Origin of the sequence: Pseudoflavonifractor intestinihominis, assembly GCF_040096055.1 — a bacterium.
Lineage (GTDB): Bacteria > Bacillota > Clostridia > Oscillospirales > Oscillospiraceae > Pseudoflavonifractor > Pseudoflavonifractor intestinihominis.
Genome location: NZ_JBBMFK010000006.1, coordinates 133,520 through 153,086, shown reverse-complemented (window position 1 = coordinate 153,086; position 19,567 = coordinate 133,520). Strand labels below are relative to the sequence as shown.

Genomic DNA, 19,567 nt, shown 5'->3' with positions numbered 1-19,567 from the left:
CTTGTGGGATTTATCCCCGTGGACGAGCTGATGAAACAGGAAACGGCATGACCGAAGCCATGCCGTTCCTGCGAAAACCGATATTGCTTTCTTATGACCCCCGACCATGTCCCCGGGGGATTTTTCTGTCCATGGACCGCCGGTCCCGAGACAAAACAAGCGCCCGGACGATGCCGTCCGGGCGCTTGTTTTGTCATGATGCCTTATGCCTCGGCGCTCTGTCTGGCGCGGGCGAGCTTGACACAGGCCGCGATGACGCCGAAGAGGAAGAAGTAGACGAACATATTGCGGGGATAGAACCAGGTGTACTCGGCCACGCTGATGACCGAGATGCCGAAGAAGGCGCCCACAGCGGCGGAGAGGATGTTCTTGATCCGGCGGTCGGTGCAGGTGTAGTAGGTCTTGACGCCCACCTTCAGCTGGTGGAGCACCATGGCCACATAGGTCAGGGCGCCGAAGAAGCCCAGCTCGCCCCACATCTGGAGGTAGTTGTTGTGGGTGTGGATGGGGTAGTTGCCGTCGTACATGGTGGGGTACACCTTGAACACCTGCCGCATCACGTCGGTGCCCAGGCCCACGCCCCGCAGGCCGTAGTCCTCAATGAGGTAGGCCGCATCCTGATAGATGGCAAAGCGGTAGCGGGTGGAGCTGTCCTTCATGTTGCCGATGGTGAGGATGCGGTTCATGATGCTCTCGGGCAGGAAGGGCAGGGCCAGCAGGCCCAGCACGATGAAGAGGGGCAGGAAGCGCCAGTTCAGGAGCACCAGGAACACCGCCACAGCCAGGACCAGACCGATCCAGCCGGAGCGGGAGTAGGTCAGACCGATGGCCGCCGCACAGATGGCCAGCGCCACCACGGCCAGCACTCTCCCCCGCCAGCCCCTGGCATTGAGGAACAGGGCCAGCAGGAAGGGCATGAGCATGACCAGAATTTCCGCGTAGTTATTGGGATTGTCGAAGAAGGAGTAGACCCGGCCGGGCATGCCCGCGTTGAGGATCAGGTCCTGCTGGGAGGCCACCACCTCCACGCCGATATAGCCCTGATAGCAGCCGTAAATCGAGGCAACAGTCAGGCCGAAGAGGGACACCACCAGCACCAGCTGGAGCTGCTCCACCTTCTGGACCGAGCTCACGGTCAGAACGGTGATGAGGAAGGCAATGGCGTGGAAGACGAAGAAGCGCCAGGATAGGCTGCCGGTAACGCCGCTGACCAGGCCGGAGGAGAAGTCGGTGCCCAGGCTGGTGAGGAAGGCGTAGCACACGAAGGCCATGAACAGGGTGTAGTAGGGACCGATCTTGTCCAGGTCCAGCCGGTGCTTGGGCCGAGCCATGCACCCGGCCAGGAAGAGCATCATCACGCCGTACATGCAAAGCAGGGTGTAGGCGTTGTTCCAGTTGTCGTGGTCCACCACCAGCATGAGCAGCATGGACAGGCCCAGGAACACAAAGGTGGCCCCGCCCAGGGCGGAGGCGATGCGGAAGGCGATGCTGCCGTCCCACATGTTCTTCCAGATCTTGTACAGCCACTGGAGGATCATGCAGGGGATGTTGATAATAAAGGTAACGATGCGGCAGGTCAGGCTCTCCGGCCAGCCGCCGGGGATGCGGCCGTCCCGCCAGACGAACTGGCACAGGGCGCTGCCCTCCACGCCATGGCGGACGGCAATCTCGATCCGCCGGAGGATCTTCCCCGGCACGCTGTCCGCCCAGCCGTCACTGAGGACGGCCCACAGGGCGGCAAAAAAGCGGACCAGGGCACTGTTTTGTGCGACAGACATAGACATAGGCTCCAATCTTGTGGAAAAGTTGTGACAGGGCGGCGGGATTACCTCTTAGCCGCCTTCTCGTAGATACGGAAGGTGGCCTCCGCCATCTTGTGGACCTCAAAGCGGTCGTCCACCGCCTTGAGGGCGTTGGCACGGCAGCGCGCCAGCAGCTCCGGCTCCTCCATCATCCGCTTGAGGGCGCCAGCCATGGAGTCGGGGTTGTCGTACTCCGCCAGCAAGCCGCAGTTGGTCTGGTCGTTTACGATGTCCGGGTTGCCGGCAATGTCGGTGACCACAACGGGCAGTCCGGCGGCCATGGCCTCGATGATGAGGAAGGACAGGGCCTCGTGCCGGGAGGAGTTGACATACAGGTCGCTGGCCTTGTACAGGTTCTTGATGTCCTTACGGAAGCCGATGAACTTGACGCAGTCCTCCAGCCCCAGCTCCCTGGCCTGGGCCTTCCGCTCCTCCAGCAGGGGGCCGTCTCCCGCCAGAACCAGGGTGAAGGGCACGTCGGAGATCTCCTTGAGCCGCTTCACCGACTCCAGCAGGTAGTGGTGGCCCTTGTCGTCGGCAAACCGGGAGGCGCACAGCATGACGAACCGGTCCTCGGGAATGCCCAGTTCCTGCCGCAGGGTGGACTCGCTCCGGTCCCCGGCCCAGGCGGCGGGGTCCACCGCGTTGAAGATGACGGAGATCCGGTCCGCGCTCCAGCCGTTGCGGATGAGCTGCTGCTTGCCCAGATTGCACACGGCGATCATCTGGTCCTGCCGCCTGTCCATCCACTTGTTGGACAGACGGGTAATAGCGTTATTGGCCAGGACAAAGTGGTTGGTGTACACCACCCGGATGTGCTTGTTGTACCGCTTGGCCAGCAGGGCGATATAGTGCTCCCGCAGGTAGTGGCAGTGGATCACGTCGATGTTCCACTCCTGGCACAGGCTGGCCAGGCGCTTGGCCGCCTTGAAGTCAAAGCGGCTGTTCATGTCGATCTGCCGGATGGGGACGCCCGCCTCCTCCATCCGCTCCACCAGCAATCCCCCCTGATTATAGGCGAAAAAGGCCCGGATATGCTTGTGGTTGAGGTACTTCACCAGGGTCTCCACGTACCGCTCCGTCCCGGCCTTGCCGGCGAAGTTGAGGAGATAGAGGACATTCAGCACGTCAATCGGCCTCCTGTTTTCAGCATGAGATAGGGGCAGACGCATGGCGTCTGCCCCTATAGTTTACCGTAAAGTTCTGCCTTTGTCTACGCTTTTCTTCCCGTTCCGGGGGTTTTACAGCGCGGCCTTCAGGGCCTCGGTCATGTCGGTGCGCTCCCAGGGCAGATCCACGTCGGTGCGGCCGAAGTGGCCGTAGGCCGCGGTCTGGCGGTAGATGGGGCGGCGCAGGTCCAGCTTGCGGATGATGGCGGTGGGCCGCAGGTCAAAGACCTTGCTGACAGCGGCGGACAGGGCCTCGTCGGAGACGGTGCCGGTGCCGAAGGTGTCGATGAGGACGGACACGGGGTGAGCCACGCCGATGGCGTAGGCCAGCTCGATCTGGCACTTCTTGGCCAGGCCGGCAGCCACGATGTTCTTGGCCACGTAGCGGGCCATGTAGGCGGCGGAGCGGTCCACCTTGGTGGGGTCCTTGCCGGAGAAGGCGCCGCCGCCGTGGGGGGCGCTGCCGCCGTAGGTATCCACGATGATCTTGCGGCCGGTCAGGCCGGAGTCACCCTGGGGACCGCCCACCACGAAGCGGCCGGTGGGATTGACGAAGTACTTGGTGTTCTCGTCCAGCAGATTGGCGGGGATGGTGGGCTTGATGACCAGCTCCACCATGTCCTTGCGGATCTGCTCCAGGGTGGCGTCGGCGCTGTGCTGGGTGGAGATGACCACGGTGTCAACCCGGACGGGCACGCCGTTCTCGTCGTACTCCACGGTGACCTGGCTCTTGCCGTCGGGCCGCAGGTAGTCCACCAGCCCCTGCTTACGGACCTGAGCCAGGCGGTAAGCCAGCTTGTGGGCCAGGGAGATGGCCAGAGGCATCAGCTCGGGGGTCTCGTCGCAGGCGTAGCCGAACATCATGCCCTGGTCGCCGGCGCCGTTCTCCAGCTCGGCGTCGGCGCCGCCCTCTTTGGCCTCCAGGGACTTGTCCACGCCCATGGCGATGTCGGGGGACTGCTCGTCGATGGAGGTGAGGACCGCGCAGGTGTCGCAGTCAAAGCCGTACTTGGCCCGGTCATAGCCGATCTCCCGGATAACCTGGCGGGCAATGTGGGGGATGTCCACATAGCAGTGGGTGGAGATCTCGCCCATCACGTGGACCATGCCGGTGGTGACGGTGGTCTCACAGGCCACGCGGGCCTGGGGGTCCTTCTCCAGGATAGCGTCCAGAACCGCATCGGAGATCTGGTCGCAGATCTTATCGGGATGTCCCTCCGTAACAGACTCGGAGGTGAAAAGACGGTGTGCCATAGTAACATTCTTCCTTTCTGTGTTTGCCGCGGGGATGGCGGGGACAAAAAAGCGCTCCGCTGTCCGGCGGAGCGCATGGAGTCAGTCCATCCTCATCTTTCGATTCTCTCGCCGGATTTGGCACCTTGCGACATGCGCAGGTTGCCGGGCTTCATCGGGCCGTTCCCTCCACCGCTCTTGATAAGGCGTATTCACTTTTGCGAAATGTATTGTAGCAGATTTCCCCCGTTTGTCAACGGCTTTTTTGCCTCCAAATTCACACTTTCCCTAAATTGTCCCACCAAAGAGCTTTTCCGAGGCGGTTTTTGTCTGCTCCGGCGTCAGGAAGTCGTCCGTCATGAGCCACACAATCCGGCCGTCTTTACACGCCAGATAGTAGGGCCAGGGGCCCTCGTCATCCCACACCTGCCACACCTCGGCGTCCCAGGCCGGGTCGTTGAGGGGGCGGAAATGTCCCCCTGTAAGGCGGCCGTACTCATTGTCGTAGCGGTCCAGATAGCCGTCCAGGCACAGATCGAAAAGCATGGGCAGCTTCACGTCGGATACCTCATATCGCAGCCAGGGCAGACCGCTGTCATATGGGCCGCTCTGTTCTCCCGCCCTGAACGCCACCAGCGGAGAGCTTCTGCTCTCCCAGGTGCTGACCAGCCCCTCCTCCTCCGGGATGCCCAGGTCCTCCAGCGCCAGAGGAAGGACGGTCCGGTCAACGATGTGCAGCTCCGCAGCCCGGGGCCCGATGACCGCCCCTGGAATGACGTTGATCATCAGCAGGCTCAGCCCAGCGGCCACAGCCAGAGTGATGATCCGGTTTTGTTTGCGCTCCACGCCCCGCCGCCTCATATACGCCTTCACACCGGCCACCAGAGCGACGAAGGCGGCCGCCTCCACGGTCACCAGTAGGGCATACCACGGGCCGCCCCTGGAGCCCGCTGTGCTCAGCGCCGCAAATACGACGGACAGCACGCCCAGAGCCGCCACCGCCACGGTCAGTGTGCGGAACCTCTGCTCCGTACCTGCCAGACGTTTCCCTGTTTCGGCCGCCTTCCTGGCCCGAACGTACCACGCCAGGTAGCCTGTCAGAGTCAGAAACACGCTCAGCCCCATCAGCGCCAGGGCCAGGGTGATCAGCAGAACGGATGGTTTGGACAGATTCGCGGCGGGATTTTGGAGAACACCTGTGATGAAAATCCCCAACTGAATCACGAGCAGCGCAAACAGCAGCAGGTTGGCGGGCAGGAACCTGCGCAGCATGGCCCTGTGAATGACCCGTACCCGGGCCGCCTCGTCGGTCTCGATGGGGACGGGATGGACCCGCTCGGTGGAAAAAATCTGCATCTGGTCCCACTCGGTCACCAGTTCCCAGCCCGCCTCCCGGCAGTAGTCGTAAAACTCCTCCTGGCTGTCCGTGGGATAGGGGTTGTACTCCGACGCTTCAGGGAAATAGGTCACGGCGCAGTGCACCTTGGCAGGCTCCGCCCGGCCATAGCGCCAGGACAGAGCGCCGATCTTCTCCAGCCGCCAGCCCCTGGCCGCCATCTTCTCCAGATGCCGGGCAATGCCCTCGCCGTCATAGTACAGGAACTGCTCCGGCCAGTATCTCCGTCTCACCATGGCCGTCCTCCTCTCCCTCGTTCAGCCGGTACTGCCGGTAGTCCGCCGCCTGGCGCTCCAGCCGCTCATATTCCGCCGCCAGCGCCGCCCGGCCCGCCGGGGTGATCAGGTAGCTCCGCCTGCGTCCCTCCACCTTGGTCTCCCGGATCATGCCCGCCTTGGCGAACTCCTCCAGCAGGTTGTACAGGGTGCCCGGCCCTACCGCCACCCGGCCCTGGGTCATGTCCGCCACCCGCTCCATCACATCCATGCCGCAGCACTCGGTCTGGAGACTGAGCAGAACATAGAACATCTGCTCTGTCAGGGTGCGGAATTTTTCCCGTGCCATGGTCTCACCTCCTTATATCGAATATCGTTATTCTTCCCGCTCTCATTGTATTATCGATGTTCGATATTGTCAAGTAGAAAATCCCCGCCGCCGGAAAACCGGCGGCGGGGAGACAAAATGTTCAGGCCTTCCAGCCGTTGAGGTACTCCACCTGCTCGGGGGTCAGGGTGTCGATGGACAGCCCCAGGGCGGCCAGCTTCACCCGGCCAATCTGGTCGTCGATCTCGTCGGGCACGTTATAGACCTTCTTCTCCAGGTTGTCCCGATGCTTGGCCAGCCACTCCAGCGCCAGGGCCTGGACGGCAAAGGACATGTCCATGATCTCGGCGGGGTGGCCGTTTCCGGCGGCCAGGTTCACCAGGCGGCCCTCGCCGATGACATTGAGCACCCGGCCGTCGGGCAGGGTGAAGCCCTCGATGTTCTCCCGGCGCAGCTCACGCTTCACCGCCATCTTGGCCAGCCCCGCCACGTCCACCTCGCAGTCAAAGTGGCCGGCGTTGGTGAGCAGGGCGTTGTTCTTCATCACGGCGAAGTGGGCGGGGGTGATCACATCCTTGCAGCCGGTGACGGTGACGAACACGTCGCCGATCCTGGCGGCCTCGTCCATCTTCATCACCCGGAAGCCCTGCATGGTGGCGTCCAGGGCCTTGAAGGGGTCCACCTCGCAGACCACCACGTCGGCGCCCATGCCCTTGGCCCGCATGGCCACGCCCTTACCGCACCAGCCGTACCCGGCCACCACCACGGTCTTGCCCGCCACGATCAGGTTGGTGGTGTGCATGATGGCGTCCCACACGGACTGGCCGGTGCCGTACTTGTTGTCATAGTAGTGCTTGGCCTTGGCGTCGTTGACCGCCATCATGGGACAGGGCAGGATGCCCTCCCGCTCCCGGGCCCGCAGGCGCAGGATGCCGGTGGTGGTCTCCTCGCAGCCGCCGATCAGGTTTTCCGCCAGGTCGGAGCGCTTGCCGCCCAGCAAGTGGACCAGGTCGCCGCCGTCGTCCACGATCAGGTGGGGCTTGTGGGACAGGGCCTGGACCAGATGGTCCTCGTACTCCTCCGCCGTGGCGCCGTGGATGCCGAAGGTCTCCACCCCCAGACTGGCAAGACCGGCGGCCACGTCGTCCTGGGTGGACAGGGGGTTGGAGCCGGTGAGCCGCACCTGGGCGCCGCCCTTGGCCAGCACCAGGCCCAGGTTGGCGGTCTTGGCCTCCAGGTGGACGGACACGGTCACCCGCAGCCCGGCAAAGGGCTTCTCCTTCTCAAAGCGGGCCTCGATCCCGCTGAGGGCGGGCATAAAGTCCCGCACCCACTGAATCTTCCTGCGGCCGGACTCGGCCAGGGACATATCTCTTACCACGCTCATGGCGTATGCCTCCTCAAGGTGTGTTTTGTCGTTTTTTTCAGTTTAACATACTTTTCCGCCGGGCGGAAGAATGTTCACAGATTTTTTATTTACTTTACTAAGAAAAGCGGGTAGAATGATGCACAACACAATCTGATTGTTAGGAGGATTTGCCTTGCGCTCCATCGACAGCTGGTTTGACCGCTTTTGCCGGAAGCATCCCAGGCTGGCCATCCCCAACCTGATGATGTACATTGTCATCGGTACCGCCATCGTCTATGTTCTGGACCAGTTCGGCCCCTTCCCCATCTCCAATTATCTGGCCTTCAGTCCCTATTACATTATCCACGGCCAGGTGTGGCGGCTCATCACCTTTATCTTTATCCCCCTGGACGACAACCCCCTCCTGTTTATCCTCTCGTTGTACATGTACTGGTGGATCGGCAGCGCGGTGGAGCGGGAGTGGGGCTCCACCAAATTCACCGTGTTCTACGGCACCGGTGTGCTGATGAACATCCTGGCCGGGCTGATCCTGGCCCTGTTCCTGGGCGGCTTCACCACTCCCCTCCCCACCCTGGCCGGCGCGGAGTATCTGAACATGTCCCTCTTCTTCTCCATGGCCACCCTGTTCCCCGATCTGACCATCCTGCTCTTTTTTGTCATCCCCCTAAAGGCCAAGTGGCTGGCCTGGTTTGACGCGGCTCTCTTCCTCTTCGGCATCGGCAAGGGACTGGTGTACACCGTGATGTACGGGCCCTTCATGCTGGTGATGGTCATCCCGCCTCTGGTGGCCATGCTCAACTACCTGCTCTTCTTCTGGTCGGACATCGCCGGGTTCTTCACCCGCACCATTGGGCGGGCCAAGCACCAGACCTCCCGCCAGACCATCAACTTCAAGCAGGCCACCCGCCACGCCCAGCAGCAGAAGGGGTATATCCACAAGTGTGCTGTCTGCGGCAAGACCGACACCGACTACCCCGACGAGGAGTTCCGCTACTGCTCCAAATGCAACGGCTACTACTGCTACTGCTCCGAGCATATCCACAACCATGTCCATATTGAGTGATCGACCGGGAGCCGGAGGCGCTGTCCTCCGGCTCCTTCTCTCCGGGACAAATGTCCGGCCTGCGAAAATTTCCTCTTGACAAATGCCTTTTCAGCTCCTATACTTACGCTATCAGTTGAGAACGAAGGTGTTCCGACCCCCATGGGCGGAGCATCTTCGTTTTTCTATTTTCGGCCAATTGCGGCAGGTGTGATCGGTCCGCCCGGCCGGACACGCCTTGCGCGGCGCCGGAGGATACTCCCCGGTCCGCCCGGAAAGGGGCAACCACGATGAAAACCAAACGACAGCGGGGGCTCTCCTCCCCCTCTTTTGAACATGACAGCTGCGGCATCGGCACTGTAGTGGACATCCACGGCCGGCCCAGCCACCGGACGGTGGACGACGCGCTGAAGATCGTCGAGAAGCTGGAGCACCGGGCCGGTAAGGACGCCACCGGTGAGACCGGCGACGGCGTGGGCATCCTGCTCCAGATCTCCCACCGGTTCTTCGTCAACGCCGCCCGGGACGTGGGCATCTTCCTCCCCGGCCCCAGAGAGTACGGCGTAGGCATGTTCTTCTTCCCCCAGGACGAGAACGTCCGCCGCCGCGCCAAGAAGATGTTTGAGCTGCTCACCGCCCGCGAGGGGCTCACCTTCCTGGGCTGGCGGAAAGTGCCGGTCTGTCCCGAGATTCTGGGCCAGAAGGCCCTGGCCAAGATGCCCTATATCGAGCAGGCCTTTATCGGCAAGCCTGCCGACCTGCCCACCGGCCTTCCCTTCGACCGGAAGCTCTACCTGGTGCGCCGGGTGTTCGAACACTCCAACGGCAGCACCTACGTGCCCTCCCTGTCCAGCCGCACCATCGTCTACAAGGGCATGTTCCTGGTCCACCAGCTCCGCCGGTTCTACCCCGACCTCCAGAGCGAGGAGTACGAGTCCGCCATCGCCATCGTCCACTCCCGCTTCTCCACCAATACCAACCCCTCCTGGGAGCGGGCCCACCCCAACCGGCTCATGGCCCACAACGGCGAGATCAACACCATCCGGGGCAACGCCGACCGTATGCTAGCCCGGGAGGAGACCATGTACACCCCCCTGCTGGCCGGAGACATGGACAAGGTGCTGCCGGTGATCGACGCCTCCGGCTCCGACTCCTCCATGCTGGACAACACACTGGAGTTTATGATGATGGCGGGCATGGACCTGCCGCTGGCGGTGATGGTGGCCATCCCCGAGCCCTGGCGTGAGGACCGGAACATCTCCCGGGCCCGCCGGGACCTGTACCGCTACTACGCCACTCTGATGGAGCCCTGGGACGGCCCGGCCTCCATCCTCTTCTCCGACGGCGATGTGGTGGGCGCGGTGCTGGATCGGAACGGCCTGCGGCCCTCCCGCTACTACCTGACCGACGACGGACGGCTCATCCTCTCCTCCGAGGTGGGCGTGCTGGATCTGCCCGACATGGAGATCGTCCGCAAGGACCGGCTTCAGCCCGGACGGATGCTGCTGGTGGACACGGTCCAGGGCCGCATCATCTCCGACCAGGAGCTGAAGGAGACCTATGCCGCCCGCCAGCCCTACGGCGAGTGGCTGGACCGGAACCTGATCCACCTGCGGGACCTGCCCATCCCCAACCGCCGGGTGGAGCGGCGCAGCCACCAGGACCTGGTCCGGCTGCGCACCGCCTTCGGCTACACCAACGAGGACATCACCAGCACCATCCTCCCCATGGCGGAGACCGGGGTGGAGCCCACTGCCGCCATGGGCGTGGACATTCCCCTGGCTGTGCTGGATCCCAAAGACCAGCCCCTGTTCAGCTACTTCAAGCAGCTCTTCGCCCAGGTGACCAACCCGCCCATCGACGCCATCCGGGAGGAAGTGGTCACCGACACCACCGTGTATGTGGGCGACGACGGCAACCTGCTCCAGGAGAACGCCGACAACTGCCGGGTCCTCCAGATCCACAACCCCATCCTCACCTCCACCGATATGATGAAGATCAAGGCCATGGATCAGCCCGGCTTCCGGGTGGAGACCGTGTCCATGCTCTACTATAAAAACACCTCCCTGGCGCAGGCTCTGGACCACCTGGCCCTGTTGGTGGACCGGGCCTGGCGGGAGGGCGCCAACGTCATTGTGCTGTCCGACCGGGGCGTGGACGAAAACCACGTGGCCATCCCCTCCCTGCTGGCCGTGTCCTCCATCGAGCAGCACCTGATCCGCACCAAGAAGCGGACCGCCGTGTCCATCCTGGTGGAGACCGGCGAGCCCCGTGACGTCCACCACTTCGCCACCCTGCTGGGCTACGGCGCCCGGGCAGTGAACCCCTACCTGGTGGAGGAGACCATCGTGGACCTCATCGAGTCGGGCAAGCTGGACAAGGAGTTCCACTCCGCCGTGGCCGACTACAACTCCGCCGTGCTCCACGGCATCGTGAAGATCGCCGCCAAGATGGGCATCTCCACCCTCCAGTCCTATGAGTCCGCCCAGATCTTTGAGGCGGTGGGCATCCGGAAGGACGTCATCGACCGCCACTTCACCAACACGGTCTCCCGGGTGGGCGGCATCGGGCTGGAGGAGATGGGCGCCATGGTGGACCGGAACCACTCCAAGGCCTTTGAGGCTCCCCCCGAGGAGGAGCCCGCCTCCCCCAAGCGCCCCGGAGACGGCGAGGACCACCTCTTCAATCCCCAGACCATCCGCCTGCTGCGTCAGGCCACCCATGAGGGCAACTACGAGGTCTTCAAGCAGTACACCGCCATGGTGGACGACGAGACCAGGCCCCACACACTCCGGGGCCTGATGGAGTTCCAATACGCCGCCCAGCCCCTCCCCCTGGACGAGGTGGAGAGTGTGGACTCCATCGTCAAGCGGTTCAAGACCGGCGCCATGAGCTACGGCTCCATCTCTCAGGAGGCCCACGAGTGCCTGGCCCGGGCCATGAACCTGCTGGGCGGCAAGTCCAACTCCGGCGAGGGCGGCGAGGAGCCCGACCGGCTCCGCGACCCGGAGCGCAACTCCGCCATCAAGCAGGTGGCCTCCGGCCGGTTCGGCGTCACCAGCGAGTATCTGGTCAGCGCCAAGGAGATCCAGATCAAAATGGCCCAGGGCGCCAAGCCCGGCGAGGGCGGACACCTGCCCGCCGGAAAGGTGTACCCCTGGATCGCCAAGTGCCGCCACTCCACCCCGGGCGTCACCCTGATCTCCCCCCCGCCCCACCACGACATCTACTCCATCGAGGACCTGGCCCAGCTGATCTACGACCTGAAGTGCGCCAACCGCCAGGCCAGCATCTCGGTGAAGCTGGTCAGCGAGGCGGGCGTGGGCACCGTGGCGGCCGGCGTGGCCAAGGCCGGCGCCCAGGTGGTGCTCATCTCCGGCTATGACGGCGGCACCGGCGCCGCGGCCCGCACCTCCATCCACAACGCGGGCCTGCCCTGGGAGCTGGGCCTCTCCGAGGCCCACCAGACCCTGATCCAGAACGGCCTGCGCACCCGGGTCATGCTGGAGGTGGACGGCAAGCTCATGTCCGGCCGTGACGTGGCCATCGCCTGTATGCTGGGCGCCGAGGAATTCGGCTTCGCCACCGCCCCCCTGGTGGCCCTGGGCTGCGTGATGATGCGGGTGTGCAACCTGGACACCTGCCCCGTGGGCGTGGCCACCCAGAACCCGGAGCTGCGCAAGCGGTTCAAGGGCAAGGCCGAGTATGTGGTGAACTTTATGCGGTTCATCGCCCAGGAGCTGCGGGAGTACATGGCAAAGCTGGGCGTCCGCACTGTGGATGAGCTGGTTGGCCGCAGCGACCTGCTGGCCGTCCGCACCCCCGCGGCCAACCCCCGGGCCGCCACCGTGGACCTGTCCGCCATCCTTCACAACCTCTATGCGGGCCAGCCGGGCCAGCGGTTCAACCCCGCGGATATCTACGACTTCCACCTGGAGAACACCGTGGACCTGAAGATCCTGGAACCCACTCTGGGCGAGGCCCTGGACCAGGGCAAGCCCATGCGGCTGTCCCTGCCGGTGTCCTCCACCGACCGGGCCGTGGGCACCATCCTGGGCTCCGACATCACCCGGCTCCACGGCAACAGCCTCCCCGAGGACACCTTCCTCATCCGGTGCAGCGGCGGCGGCGGCCAGTCCTTCGGCGCGTTCCTCCCCGCCGGCGTGACCCTGGAGCTGGAGGGCGACGCCAACGACTACCTAGGCAAGGGCCTGTCCGGCGGCAAGCTGGTGGTCTATCCCCCCAGAGGCAGCCGGTTCGACCCGTCGGAGAACATTCTGGTGGGCAATGTGGCGCTGTACGGCGCCACCAGCGGCAAGGCCTTCCTCAACGGCGTGGCCGGCGAGCGGTTCTGCGTGCGCAACTCGGGCGCCACCGCGGTGGTGGAAGGCGTGGGAGACCACGGCTGCGAGTACATGACCGGCGGCCGTGTGGTCATCCTGGGCCCCACTGGCAAGAACTTCGCCGCCGGTATGAGCGGCGGCGTGGCCTACGTGCTGGACGAGAAGCGGGACCTGTACCTGCGCATCAACAAAGAGCTGGTGTCCATGGACCCGGTAAAGGAACGGCACGACGCCGAGGAGCTGCGTTCCCTGATCCAGGCCCACGCAGCGGCCACCGGTTCTCCCAAGGCCAAGCTCATTCTGGCCGACTTCGACCACTACCTCCCCCTGTTCAAGAAGATTCTCCCCCGGGACTACGACCGGATGCTCCACACCATTGCCCAGTACGAGGAGAAGGGACTGTCCAGGGAGGAGGCCGAGGTGGAGGCCTTCTACGCCAGCACCGGCAAGGGTGCCGGAATGGGCCATTGACGGCCCGTACCCCAGTCTTTCATCCCCCCATAACATGGCAGCAAAGGCGCTGCGGCACCTGCCGCAGCGTCCTTTTACATAAATTTCTGCACAATTCCAAGGTATCAATTCAAGGAGTGAGCGTTATGAAGAAGATTCCCGAGCTGTTTGGCAGCATGGTGTTCAACGAGTCCGTGATGAAAGAGCGTCTGACCAAGGACGCCTACCGTGCCCTGTGCCGCACCATCAAGGAGGGCAAGGCCCTGGACCCGGCGGTGGCCGACGTGGTGGCCTCCGCCATGAAGGACTGGGCCGTGGAGAAGGGCGCTACCCACTTCACCCACTGGTTCCAGCCCATGACCGGCGTCACCGCTGAGAAGCACGACGCCTTCCTCTCCCCCTGCGGGGACGGCACCGGCATCATGGAGTTCTCCGGCAAGGAGCTGATCAAGGGCGAGCCCGACGCCTCCTCCTTCCCCTCCGGCGGCCTGCGCGCCACCTTTGAGGCCAGAGGCTACACCGCCTGGGACCCCACCTCCTACGCCTTCATCAAGGACGACACCCTGTGCATCCCCACCGCCTTCTGCTCCTACCGGGGCGAGATTCTGGACAAGAAGACCCCCCTGCTCCGCTCCATGGACGTGCTCAGCCGTGAGGCCGTGCGGGTGCTCCGCCTGTTCGGCAAGGAGGTCCGCCGGGTCACCGCCACCGTGGGCCCCGAGCAGGAGTACTTCCTCATCGACAAGGCCGACTACGCCAAGCGCCCCGACCTGATCCTCACCGGCCGCACCCTGTTCGGCGCCCCCGCCCCCAAGGGCCAGGAGATGGAGGACCACTACTTCGGCTCCATCCGGCCCCGCGTCAAGGCCTTTATGGCCGACCTGGACGAGGAGCTGTGGAAGCTGGGCATCTACGCCAAGACCGAGCACAACGAGGTCGCCCCCAGCCAGCATGAGATGGCCCCCATCTTCACCACCGCCAACCTGGCCACCGACCAGAACCAGCTGACCATGGAGGTGATGAAGAAGGTGGCCGACCGCCACGGCTTCGTCTGCCTGCTCCATGAGAAGCCCTTTGAAGGCGTCAACGGCTCCGGCAAGCACAACAACTGGGCCCTGTCCACCGACACCGGCGAGAACCTGCTGGACCCCGGCAAGACCCCCATGGACAACGCCCAGTTCCTTCTGTTCCTGACCGCCGTCATCCGCGCCGTGGATAATTACCAGGATCTGCTGCGTATCTCCGTGGCCAGCGCGGGCAACGACCACCGCCTGGGCGGCAACGAGGCGCCTCCGGCCATCGTGTCCGTCTACGTGGGCGATGAGCTGTCCGAGGTGGTGGACGCCCTCATCCAGGGCGTGGGCCACAGCGACGCCGCCCCTGGCAGCATGGACATCGGCGTCACCGCCCTGCCCCCCATCCCCCTGGACAACTCCGACCGGAACCGCACCTCCCCCTTCGCCTTCACCGGCAACAAGTTCGAGTTCCGTATGCCCGGCTCCTCCTTCAACATCGCCTGCCCCAACGTGATGCTCAACTGCGCGGTGGCCGAGTCCCTGCAGCTCTACGCCGACGAGCTGGAAAAGGCCGAGGACTTTGACGCCGCCCTCTCCGCCCTGGTCCGCCGGGAGCTCTCCGCCCACAGCCGCATCCTCTTCAACGGCAACGGCTACGGCGTCGACTGGCCCGAGGAGGCCGCCCGCCGGGGCCTGATGAACCTGCACAACACCCCCGAGGCCCTGGAGCACTTTGACGACGAGAAGAACGTGGCCCTCTTCACCTCCCAGGGCATCTACACCCTGGAGGAGATCCACTCCCGTCAGGAGATCGCCCAGGAGGAGTACGCCAAGACCATCCTCATCGAGGCCAAGACCTCTCTGGACATCCTGCGCAAGCAGATCATCCCCGCCTGCATCTCCTACTCCGGCCAGGTGGCCGACGGCGCGGCGGTAAAGAGCTCCCTGGGCGTCTCCGCCGAGGGCGAGATCGCTCTGGTCCGCTCCATCACCAACAAGACCAGCGCCCTGATGGACCGCACCGACGCCCTGGAGGCCACCGTGGCCGCTGTGCCCGACGGTGTCAAGGAGAGCGCCCGCTACTGCGCCGAGACCGTCCTCCCCGCCATGGAGGCCGCCCGCGCCATCGCCGACCAGCTGGAGCTGATCGTGGACCGCGCCCACTGGCCCTTCCCCACCTACCGGGACCTGCTGTTCTACGTATAATCGGACCCGTCCGAACATATTCAGCCGCTTCGGCGGCCGGCTTTGCCCTCTCGGCAGCGCTGTTTTCCGGGGATCCCCATTGGGGTTCCCGGAAAAACAGTCTGTCAGAGGGCTAATCGTCGTGTCTTGAGCCAAATCATACCGTCATCCCCATCCCTTTGAGAGAGGAAGTATATTCGTGTCCATTCATGAAGAATGCGGCGTCTTCGGCGTGCTGGACCCCGCCGGAGACTGCGCACGCACCACCTACTACGGGCTCTTCGCCCTCCAGCACCGCGGGCAGGAGTCCTGTGGCATCGCCTCCATCCAGGACCGGGAGATGTCCTTCCACAAGGACCTGGGCCTGGTGGGCGAGGTATTCACCCCGGAGATCCTGGACCGGCTGGGCGGCACCATGGCCGTGGGCCACGTGCGCTACGCCACCACCGGCGGCAGCCGCCGGGAGAACGCCCAGCCCCTCACCCTCAAGTACGTCAAGGGCACCCTGGCGGTGGCCCACAACGGCAACCTGGTCAACGCCGGCGACCTGCGCACCGCCTTTGAGTACCGGGGCGCCATCTTCCAGACCACCACCGACTCCGAGCTCATCGCCTACGCCATCGCCCAGGAGCGGCTGCGCTGCGCCTCCGCCGAGGAGGCGGTGTGCCAGGCCCTGAAGGGCCTGCGGGGCGCCTTCTCCCTCATCGTCATGTCCCCCCAGAAGCTCATCGCCGCCCGGGACCCCTGGGGCTTCCGTCCCCTGTGCATGGGCCGCCGGGGCGACGCGGTGATCTTCGCCTCCGAGACCTGCGCCCTCAGCGCGGTGGGCGCCAAGTTCGAGCGGGACCTGGACCCGGGCGAGATCGTGGTGGCCGACAAGGACGGCGTGCGCTCCATCCGGGAGAACTGCGTGGGCGCCTCCAGCCACATGTGCATCTTTGAGTACATCTACTTCGCCCGGCCCGACTCGGTGCTCTGCGGCCAGTCGGTCCATGAGGCCCGGCGAAACGCCGGCCGCCTGCTGGCCCAGGAGCACCCGGCGGAGGCCGACGTGGTCATCGGCGTGCCCGACTCCGGCCTGGACGCCGCCATGGGCTACGCCGAGGCCTCCGGCATCCCCTACGGCGTGGGACTGGTGAAAAACCGGTACATCGGCCGCACCTTCATCACCCCCGGCCAGGAGAGCCGGGAGCAGGCGGTGCGCATCAAGCTGGGCGCCCTGGCCAGCTGCGTGGCGGGCAAGCGGGTGGTCATGATCGACGACTCCATCGTCCGGGGCACCACCTCCCGGCAGATCGTCTCCCTGCTGCGGGAGGCCGGGGCCACGGCGGTCCACATGCGCTCCTCCGCGCCCCCCTTCATCGCCCCCTGCTACTTCGGCACCGACATCCCCGACCGGAAAAACCTCATCGCCTGCCACCACTCGGTGGAGGAGATCAAGGAGATGATCGGCGCCGACAGCCTGGGCTTCCTCAGTCTGGAGGGCCTGCACAAGATCGCGCCCCAGGCCAACTGCGGCTTCTGCGACGGCTGCTTCACCGACAATTACCCCGTCTGCGTCTGAGTTCTCCAGACTCCGGCGGGTTGTGTCTGCCCTTCTGCAATGGTATAATGGCTGTGTTCCAGCCATTATACCATTTTTTATTGCGCCCGGCCGGTGTCCGGGCGCTTCCATACGGAGGTACTATGATTCGAATCCAAAACATCCCCCTGCCCATCGGCGGCGGTGAGGAGCAGCTGAAAAAGAAGGCCGCCCGCATCCTGGGTATAAAGCCCGACGCCGTCGTCCGTCTCTCTCTGGCCCGGCAGTCCATCGACGCCCGGAAAAAGAGCGACGTCCACTACGTCTGCACCGTGGACGTGACCGTGGCCGACGAGGCCGGGGTCATGGCCCGCTGCCGGGACAAAAACGTCTCCCTCCACGAGAATGTCCCCTATACCTTCCCGCCGGTGCGCCGCACCTCCGCCCTGCCGCCGGTGGTGGTGGGCATGGGCCCCGCCGGGCTCTTCGCCGCCTTCTACCTGGCCCGCAACGGCATCCCCTCCATCGTGCTGGAGCGGGGCCGCCCGGTGGAGGAGCGGACCGCCGATGTGGAGCGGTTCTGGTCCACCGGCGTGCTCGACCCGGCCTCCAACGTCCAGTTCGGTGAGGGGGGCGCGGGCACCTTCTCCGACGGCAAGCTGACCACCGGCACCCATGACAGCCGCATCTCCACCGTGCTCCGCACTCTGGTGATGGCAGGCGCCCCGGAGGACATCCTCTACCAGCACAAGCCCCACATCGGCACCGACGTGCTGCGGGACGTGGTGAAAACCATCCGCCTGGAGCTGATCCGCCTGGGGTGCGACGTCCGCTTCGGCCACAGGCTGGCCGGTCTGGGGCTGAAGGATGGCCGGGTGGCCTCCCTGACGGTGGACGGCCCCACCGGGCAATACGACCTGCCCTGCGACGCCCTGGTGCTCTCCCCCGGCCACTCCGCCCGGGACACCTTCCAGATGCTGATGGACGCCGGGGTACCCATGGTCCCCAAGCCCTTTGCCATCGGCGTGCGCATCGAGCACAGCCAGGCGGCGGTGTCGGCGGCCCAGTTCGGCCCCGCCTGGGAGCAGCTGCCTCCCGCGGACTACAAGCTCTCCTGCCACCTGCCCGACGGCCGCAGCGCCTTCACCTTCTGCGTGTGTCCCGGCGGCTCGGTGGTGGCCGCCGCGTCGGAGCAGGGGCGGCTGGTGACCAACGGCATGAGCTGCCGGGCCCGGGACGGCGCCCTCATCAACGGCGGCTTCCTGGTGGGGGTCTCCCCCGCCGACTACGGCAGCGACCACCCTCTGGCGGGCGCCGCCTTCCAGGCCAGGTGGGAGGAGGCGGCCTTCCAGCTGGGCGGCGGGGACTTCCGGGCCCCGGCCCAGACCGTGGAGGACTTTCTGGCGGGAGTTCCCTCCAGGAAGCTGGGCAGCATCGTGCCCACCTACCGGCCCGGCGTCACCCCCGCCGACCTGGACCGCTGCCTGCCCGGCTTTGTGACCGGCACCCTCCGGGCCGCTCTGCCCCTCTTTGACCGGAAGCTCCACGGCTTTGCCGCCCCCGAGGCGGTGCTCACCGGCGTGGAGACCCGCTCGTCCTCCCCGGTGCGCATGCTCCGGGACGACACCTTCCAGTCCCCTGTCCGGGGGCTGTACCCCTGCGGCGAAGGGGCCGGGTACGCCGGCGGCATCATGAGCGCCGCCGTGGACGGCATCCGGGTAGCCGAGGCCATCGCCCAGGCCCTGTAAACAGCAAGCGCCTCCGGGCTTGGACCCGGAGGCGCTGTTTTGTCTTATTCACTCTGTGCGTCACTCACGCCGGAAAAGCTGTGGGTGTCCGCCGAGAGGGTGAACTCGGTGGACGCCTCTCCTTCCCCGTCAGCCGTCATGCCGCCCTGGGGCGGCTGGCGGTCTCCGCCGTCGGTGGGCTGGGGCGGCTGCTGGCCGTCCTCACCGGCGCCCTCAGGCGGTTCAGGCCGCTCTCCCTCCGGCATTTCGCCGTCCTGGGGCGGCTCTCCCATGCCTTCAGGGGGATTTTCCATGCCCTCCGGGGGCTCTCCCATGTTCTCAGGAGGATTCTCCATCCCCTCGGGCGGCTCCCCCATATCCTCAGGGGGCTGCCCGCCCTGGGGACCGCCGCCGCCCATCATGCCGAAGTTGTGGCCGGTGAACTGCTGCTGCACCCCGTCCACATAGACGGAGTAGGTGGCCCCGTCGGCCAGGGCAGCGTCGGTGTAGGTCAGGGAGGAGAACACCCGCTGGGCGGTGTAGTTGACCAGCTCGTTGCCTTCGCTGTCCTTGATGACCAGATTGCTGCCGGCGGCCTGTTCCCCGGCAAAGGACATCTCCATGTAGGCCTGGCCGGAGGCGGTATCCGCCGCGTCGTTCCGGCTGCCCAGGGCCAGAACGCTGCCTCCGTTGAGGTAGATCCCGCTGTCCGAGTCGATTCCGCCGTCGCCGGACTGGCCGTTGGCCACGGTCACCACCTCGCCGCCGTT

At 65.0% G+C, this 19,567-nt stretch carries 12 protein-coding genes and 1 riboswitch; of the genes, 5 read left to right on the top strand and 7 right to left on the bottom strand.

Going from position 1 to position 19,567, the window contains the following annotated elements:
• Positions 1 to 203: 203 nt before the first annotated feature.
• From WMO64_RS05575 to WMO64_RS05550, 6 genes are all read right to left on the bottom strand, one after another.
• Positions 204 to 1,778, bottom strand: a complete 1,575-nt coding sequence (locus WMO64_RS05575) for an O-antigen ligase family protein (RefSeq protein ID WP_349231297.1) — start codon at positions 1,776 to 1,778, stop codon at positions 204 to 206.
• A 47-nt stretch (positions 1,779 to 1,825) separates the two neighbouring features.
• Positions 1,826 to 2,929, bottom strand: coding sequence for a glycosyltransferase family 4 protein (locus tag WMO64_RS05570; protein WP_349231296.1), 1,104 nt, complete (start codon positions 2,927 to 2,929; stop codon positions 1,826 to 1,828).
• A 114-nt stretch (positions 2,930 to 3,043) separates the two neighbouring features.
• Complete coding sequence (gene metK, locus WMO64_RS05565) at positions 3,044 to 4,225, bottom strand: methionine adenosyltransferase (RefSeq protein ID WP_349231295.1); 1,182 nt, start codon at positions 4,223 to 4,225, stop codon at positions 3,044 to 3,046.
• Between the two features lie 89 nt (positions 4,226 to 4,314).
• Positions 4,315 to 4,412: riboswitch (SAM riboswitch) on the bottom strand.
• A gap of 80 nt (positions 4,413 to 4,492) precedes the next feature.
• Positions 4,493 to 5,836: a DUF2812 domain-containing protein gene (locus WMO64_RS05560; RefSeq protein ID WP_349231294.1), complete on the bottom strand. Its 1,344-nt coding sequence runs from the start codon at positions 5,834 to 5,836 to the stop codon at positions 4,493 to 4,495.
• Entirely contained in the window at positions 5,793 to 6,164 is a 372-nt protein-coding gene (locus tag WMO64_RS05555) for a PadR family transcriptional regulator (protein ID WP_349231293.1), read from the bottom strand. Before WMO64_RS05555 ends, WMO64_RS05560 begins: the two co-directional genes overlap by 44 nt.
• A gap of 121 nt (positions 6,165 to 6,285) precedes the next feature.
• Positions 6,286 to 7,530 (bottom strand): adenosylhomocysteinase, encoded by a 1,245-nt coding sequence (locus WMO64_RS05550; RefSeq protein WP_349231292.1) that lies wholly within the window; start codon positions 7,528 to 7,530, stop codon positions 6,286 to 6,288.
• 154 nt (positions 7,531 to 7,684) lie between these two features.
• Between WMO64_RS05550 and WMO64_RS05545 the strand changes: the two genes are divergently transcribed.
• The 5 genes from WMO64_RS05545 to WMO64_RS05525 all read left to right on the top strand — a co-directional run bounded on the left by WMO64_RS05545 (position 7,685) and on the right by WMO64_RS05525 (position 18,818).
• Entirely contained in the window at positions 7,685 to 8,575 is an 891-nt protein-coding gene (locus WMO64_RS05545; protein ID WP_349231291.1) for a rhomboid family intramembrane serine protease, read from the top strand.
• Between the two features lie 269 nt (positions 8,576 to 8,844).
• Positions 8,845 to 13,368, top strand: a complete 4,524-nt coding sequence (gltB, locus tag WMO64_RS05540; RefSeq protein ID WP_349231290.1) for a glutamate synthase large subunit — start codon at positions 8,845 to 8,847, stop codon at positions 13,366 to 13,368.
• A 125-nt stretch (positions 13,369 to 13,493) separates the two neighbouring features.
• Positions 13,494 to 15,569, top strand: a complete 2,076-nt coding sequence (locus WMO64_RS05535; protein WP_294519602.1) for a glutamine synthetase III family protein — start codon at positions 13,494 to 13,496, stop codon at positions 15,567 to 15,569.
• A 178-nt stretch (positions 15,570 to 15,747) separates the two neighbouring features.
• Entirely contained in the window at positions 15,748 to 17,112 is a 1,365-nt protein-coding gene (gene purF / locus WMO64_RS05530; RefSeq protein WP_349231289.1) for an amidophosphoribosyltransferase, read from the top strand.
• A 122-nt stretch (positions 17,113 to 17,234) separates the two neighbouring features.
• Positions 17,235 to 18,818, top strand: coding sequence for an NAD(P)/FAD-dependent oxidoreductase (locus tag WMO64_RS05525; RefSeq protein ID WP_294519596.1), 1,584 nt, complete (start codon positions 17,235 to 17,237; stop codon positions 18,816 to 18,818).
• Positions 18,819 to 18,862: 44 nt separating this feature from the next.
• Here the strand turns inward: WMO64_RS05525 and WMO64_RS05520 are convergent, their stop codons facing one another.
• Positions 18,863 to 19,552: a hypothetical protein gene (locus WMO64_RS05520; RefSeq protein WP_349231288.1), complete on the bottom strand. Its 690-nt coding sequence runs from the start codon at positions 19,550 to 19,552 to the stop codon at positions 18,863 to 18,865.
• Between the last annotated feature and the right edge of the window lie 15 nt (positions 19,553 to 19,567).

Coding starts and splice junctions, on each gene's coding strand:
- WMO64_RS05550 (WP_349231292.1), bottom strand. CDS start 7,530: ATGAGCGTGGTAAGAGATATGTCCCTGGCCGAGTCCGGCCGCAGGAAG.
- WMO64_RS05575 (WP_349231297.1), bottom strand. CDS start 1,778: ATGTCTGTCGCACAAAACAGTGCCCTGGTCCGCTTTTTTGCCGCCCTG.
- gltB (WP_349231290.1), top strand. CDS start 8,845: ATGAAAACCAAACGACAGCGGGGGCTCTCCTCCCCCTCTTTTGAACAT.
- WMO64_RS05560 (WP_349231294.1), bottom strand. CDS start 5,836: ATGGTGAGACGGAGATACTGGCCGGAGCAGTTCCTGTACTATGACGGC.
- WMO64_RS05555 (WP_349231293.1), bottom strand. CDS start 6,164: ATGGCACGGGAAAAATTCCGCACCCTGACAGAGCAGATGTTCTATGTT.
- WMO64_RS05525 (WP_294519596.1), top strand. CDS start 17,235: ATGATTCGAATCCAAAACATCCCCCTGCCCATCGGCGGCGGTGAGGAG.
- metK (WP_349231295.1), bottom strand. CDS start 4,225: ATGGCACACCGTCTTTTCACCTCCGAGTCTGTTACGGAGGGACATCCC.
- WMO64_RS05535 (WP_294519602.1), top strand. CDS start 13,494: ATGAAGAAGATTCCCGAGCTGTTTGGCAGCATGGTGTTCAACGAGTCC.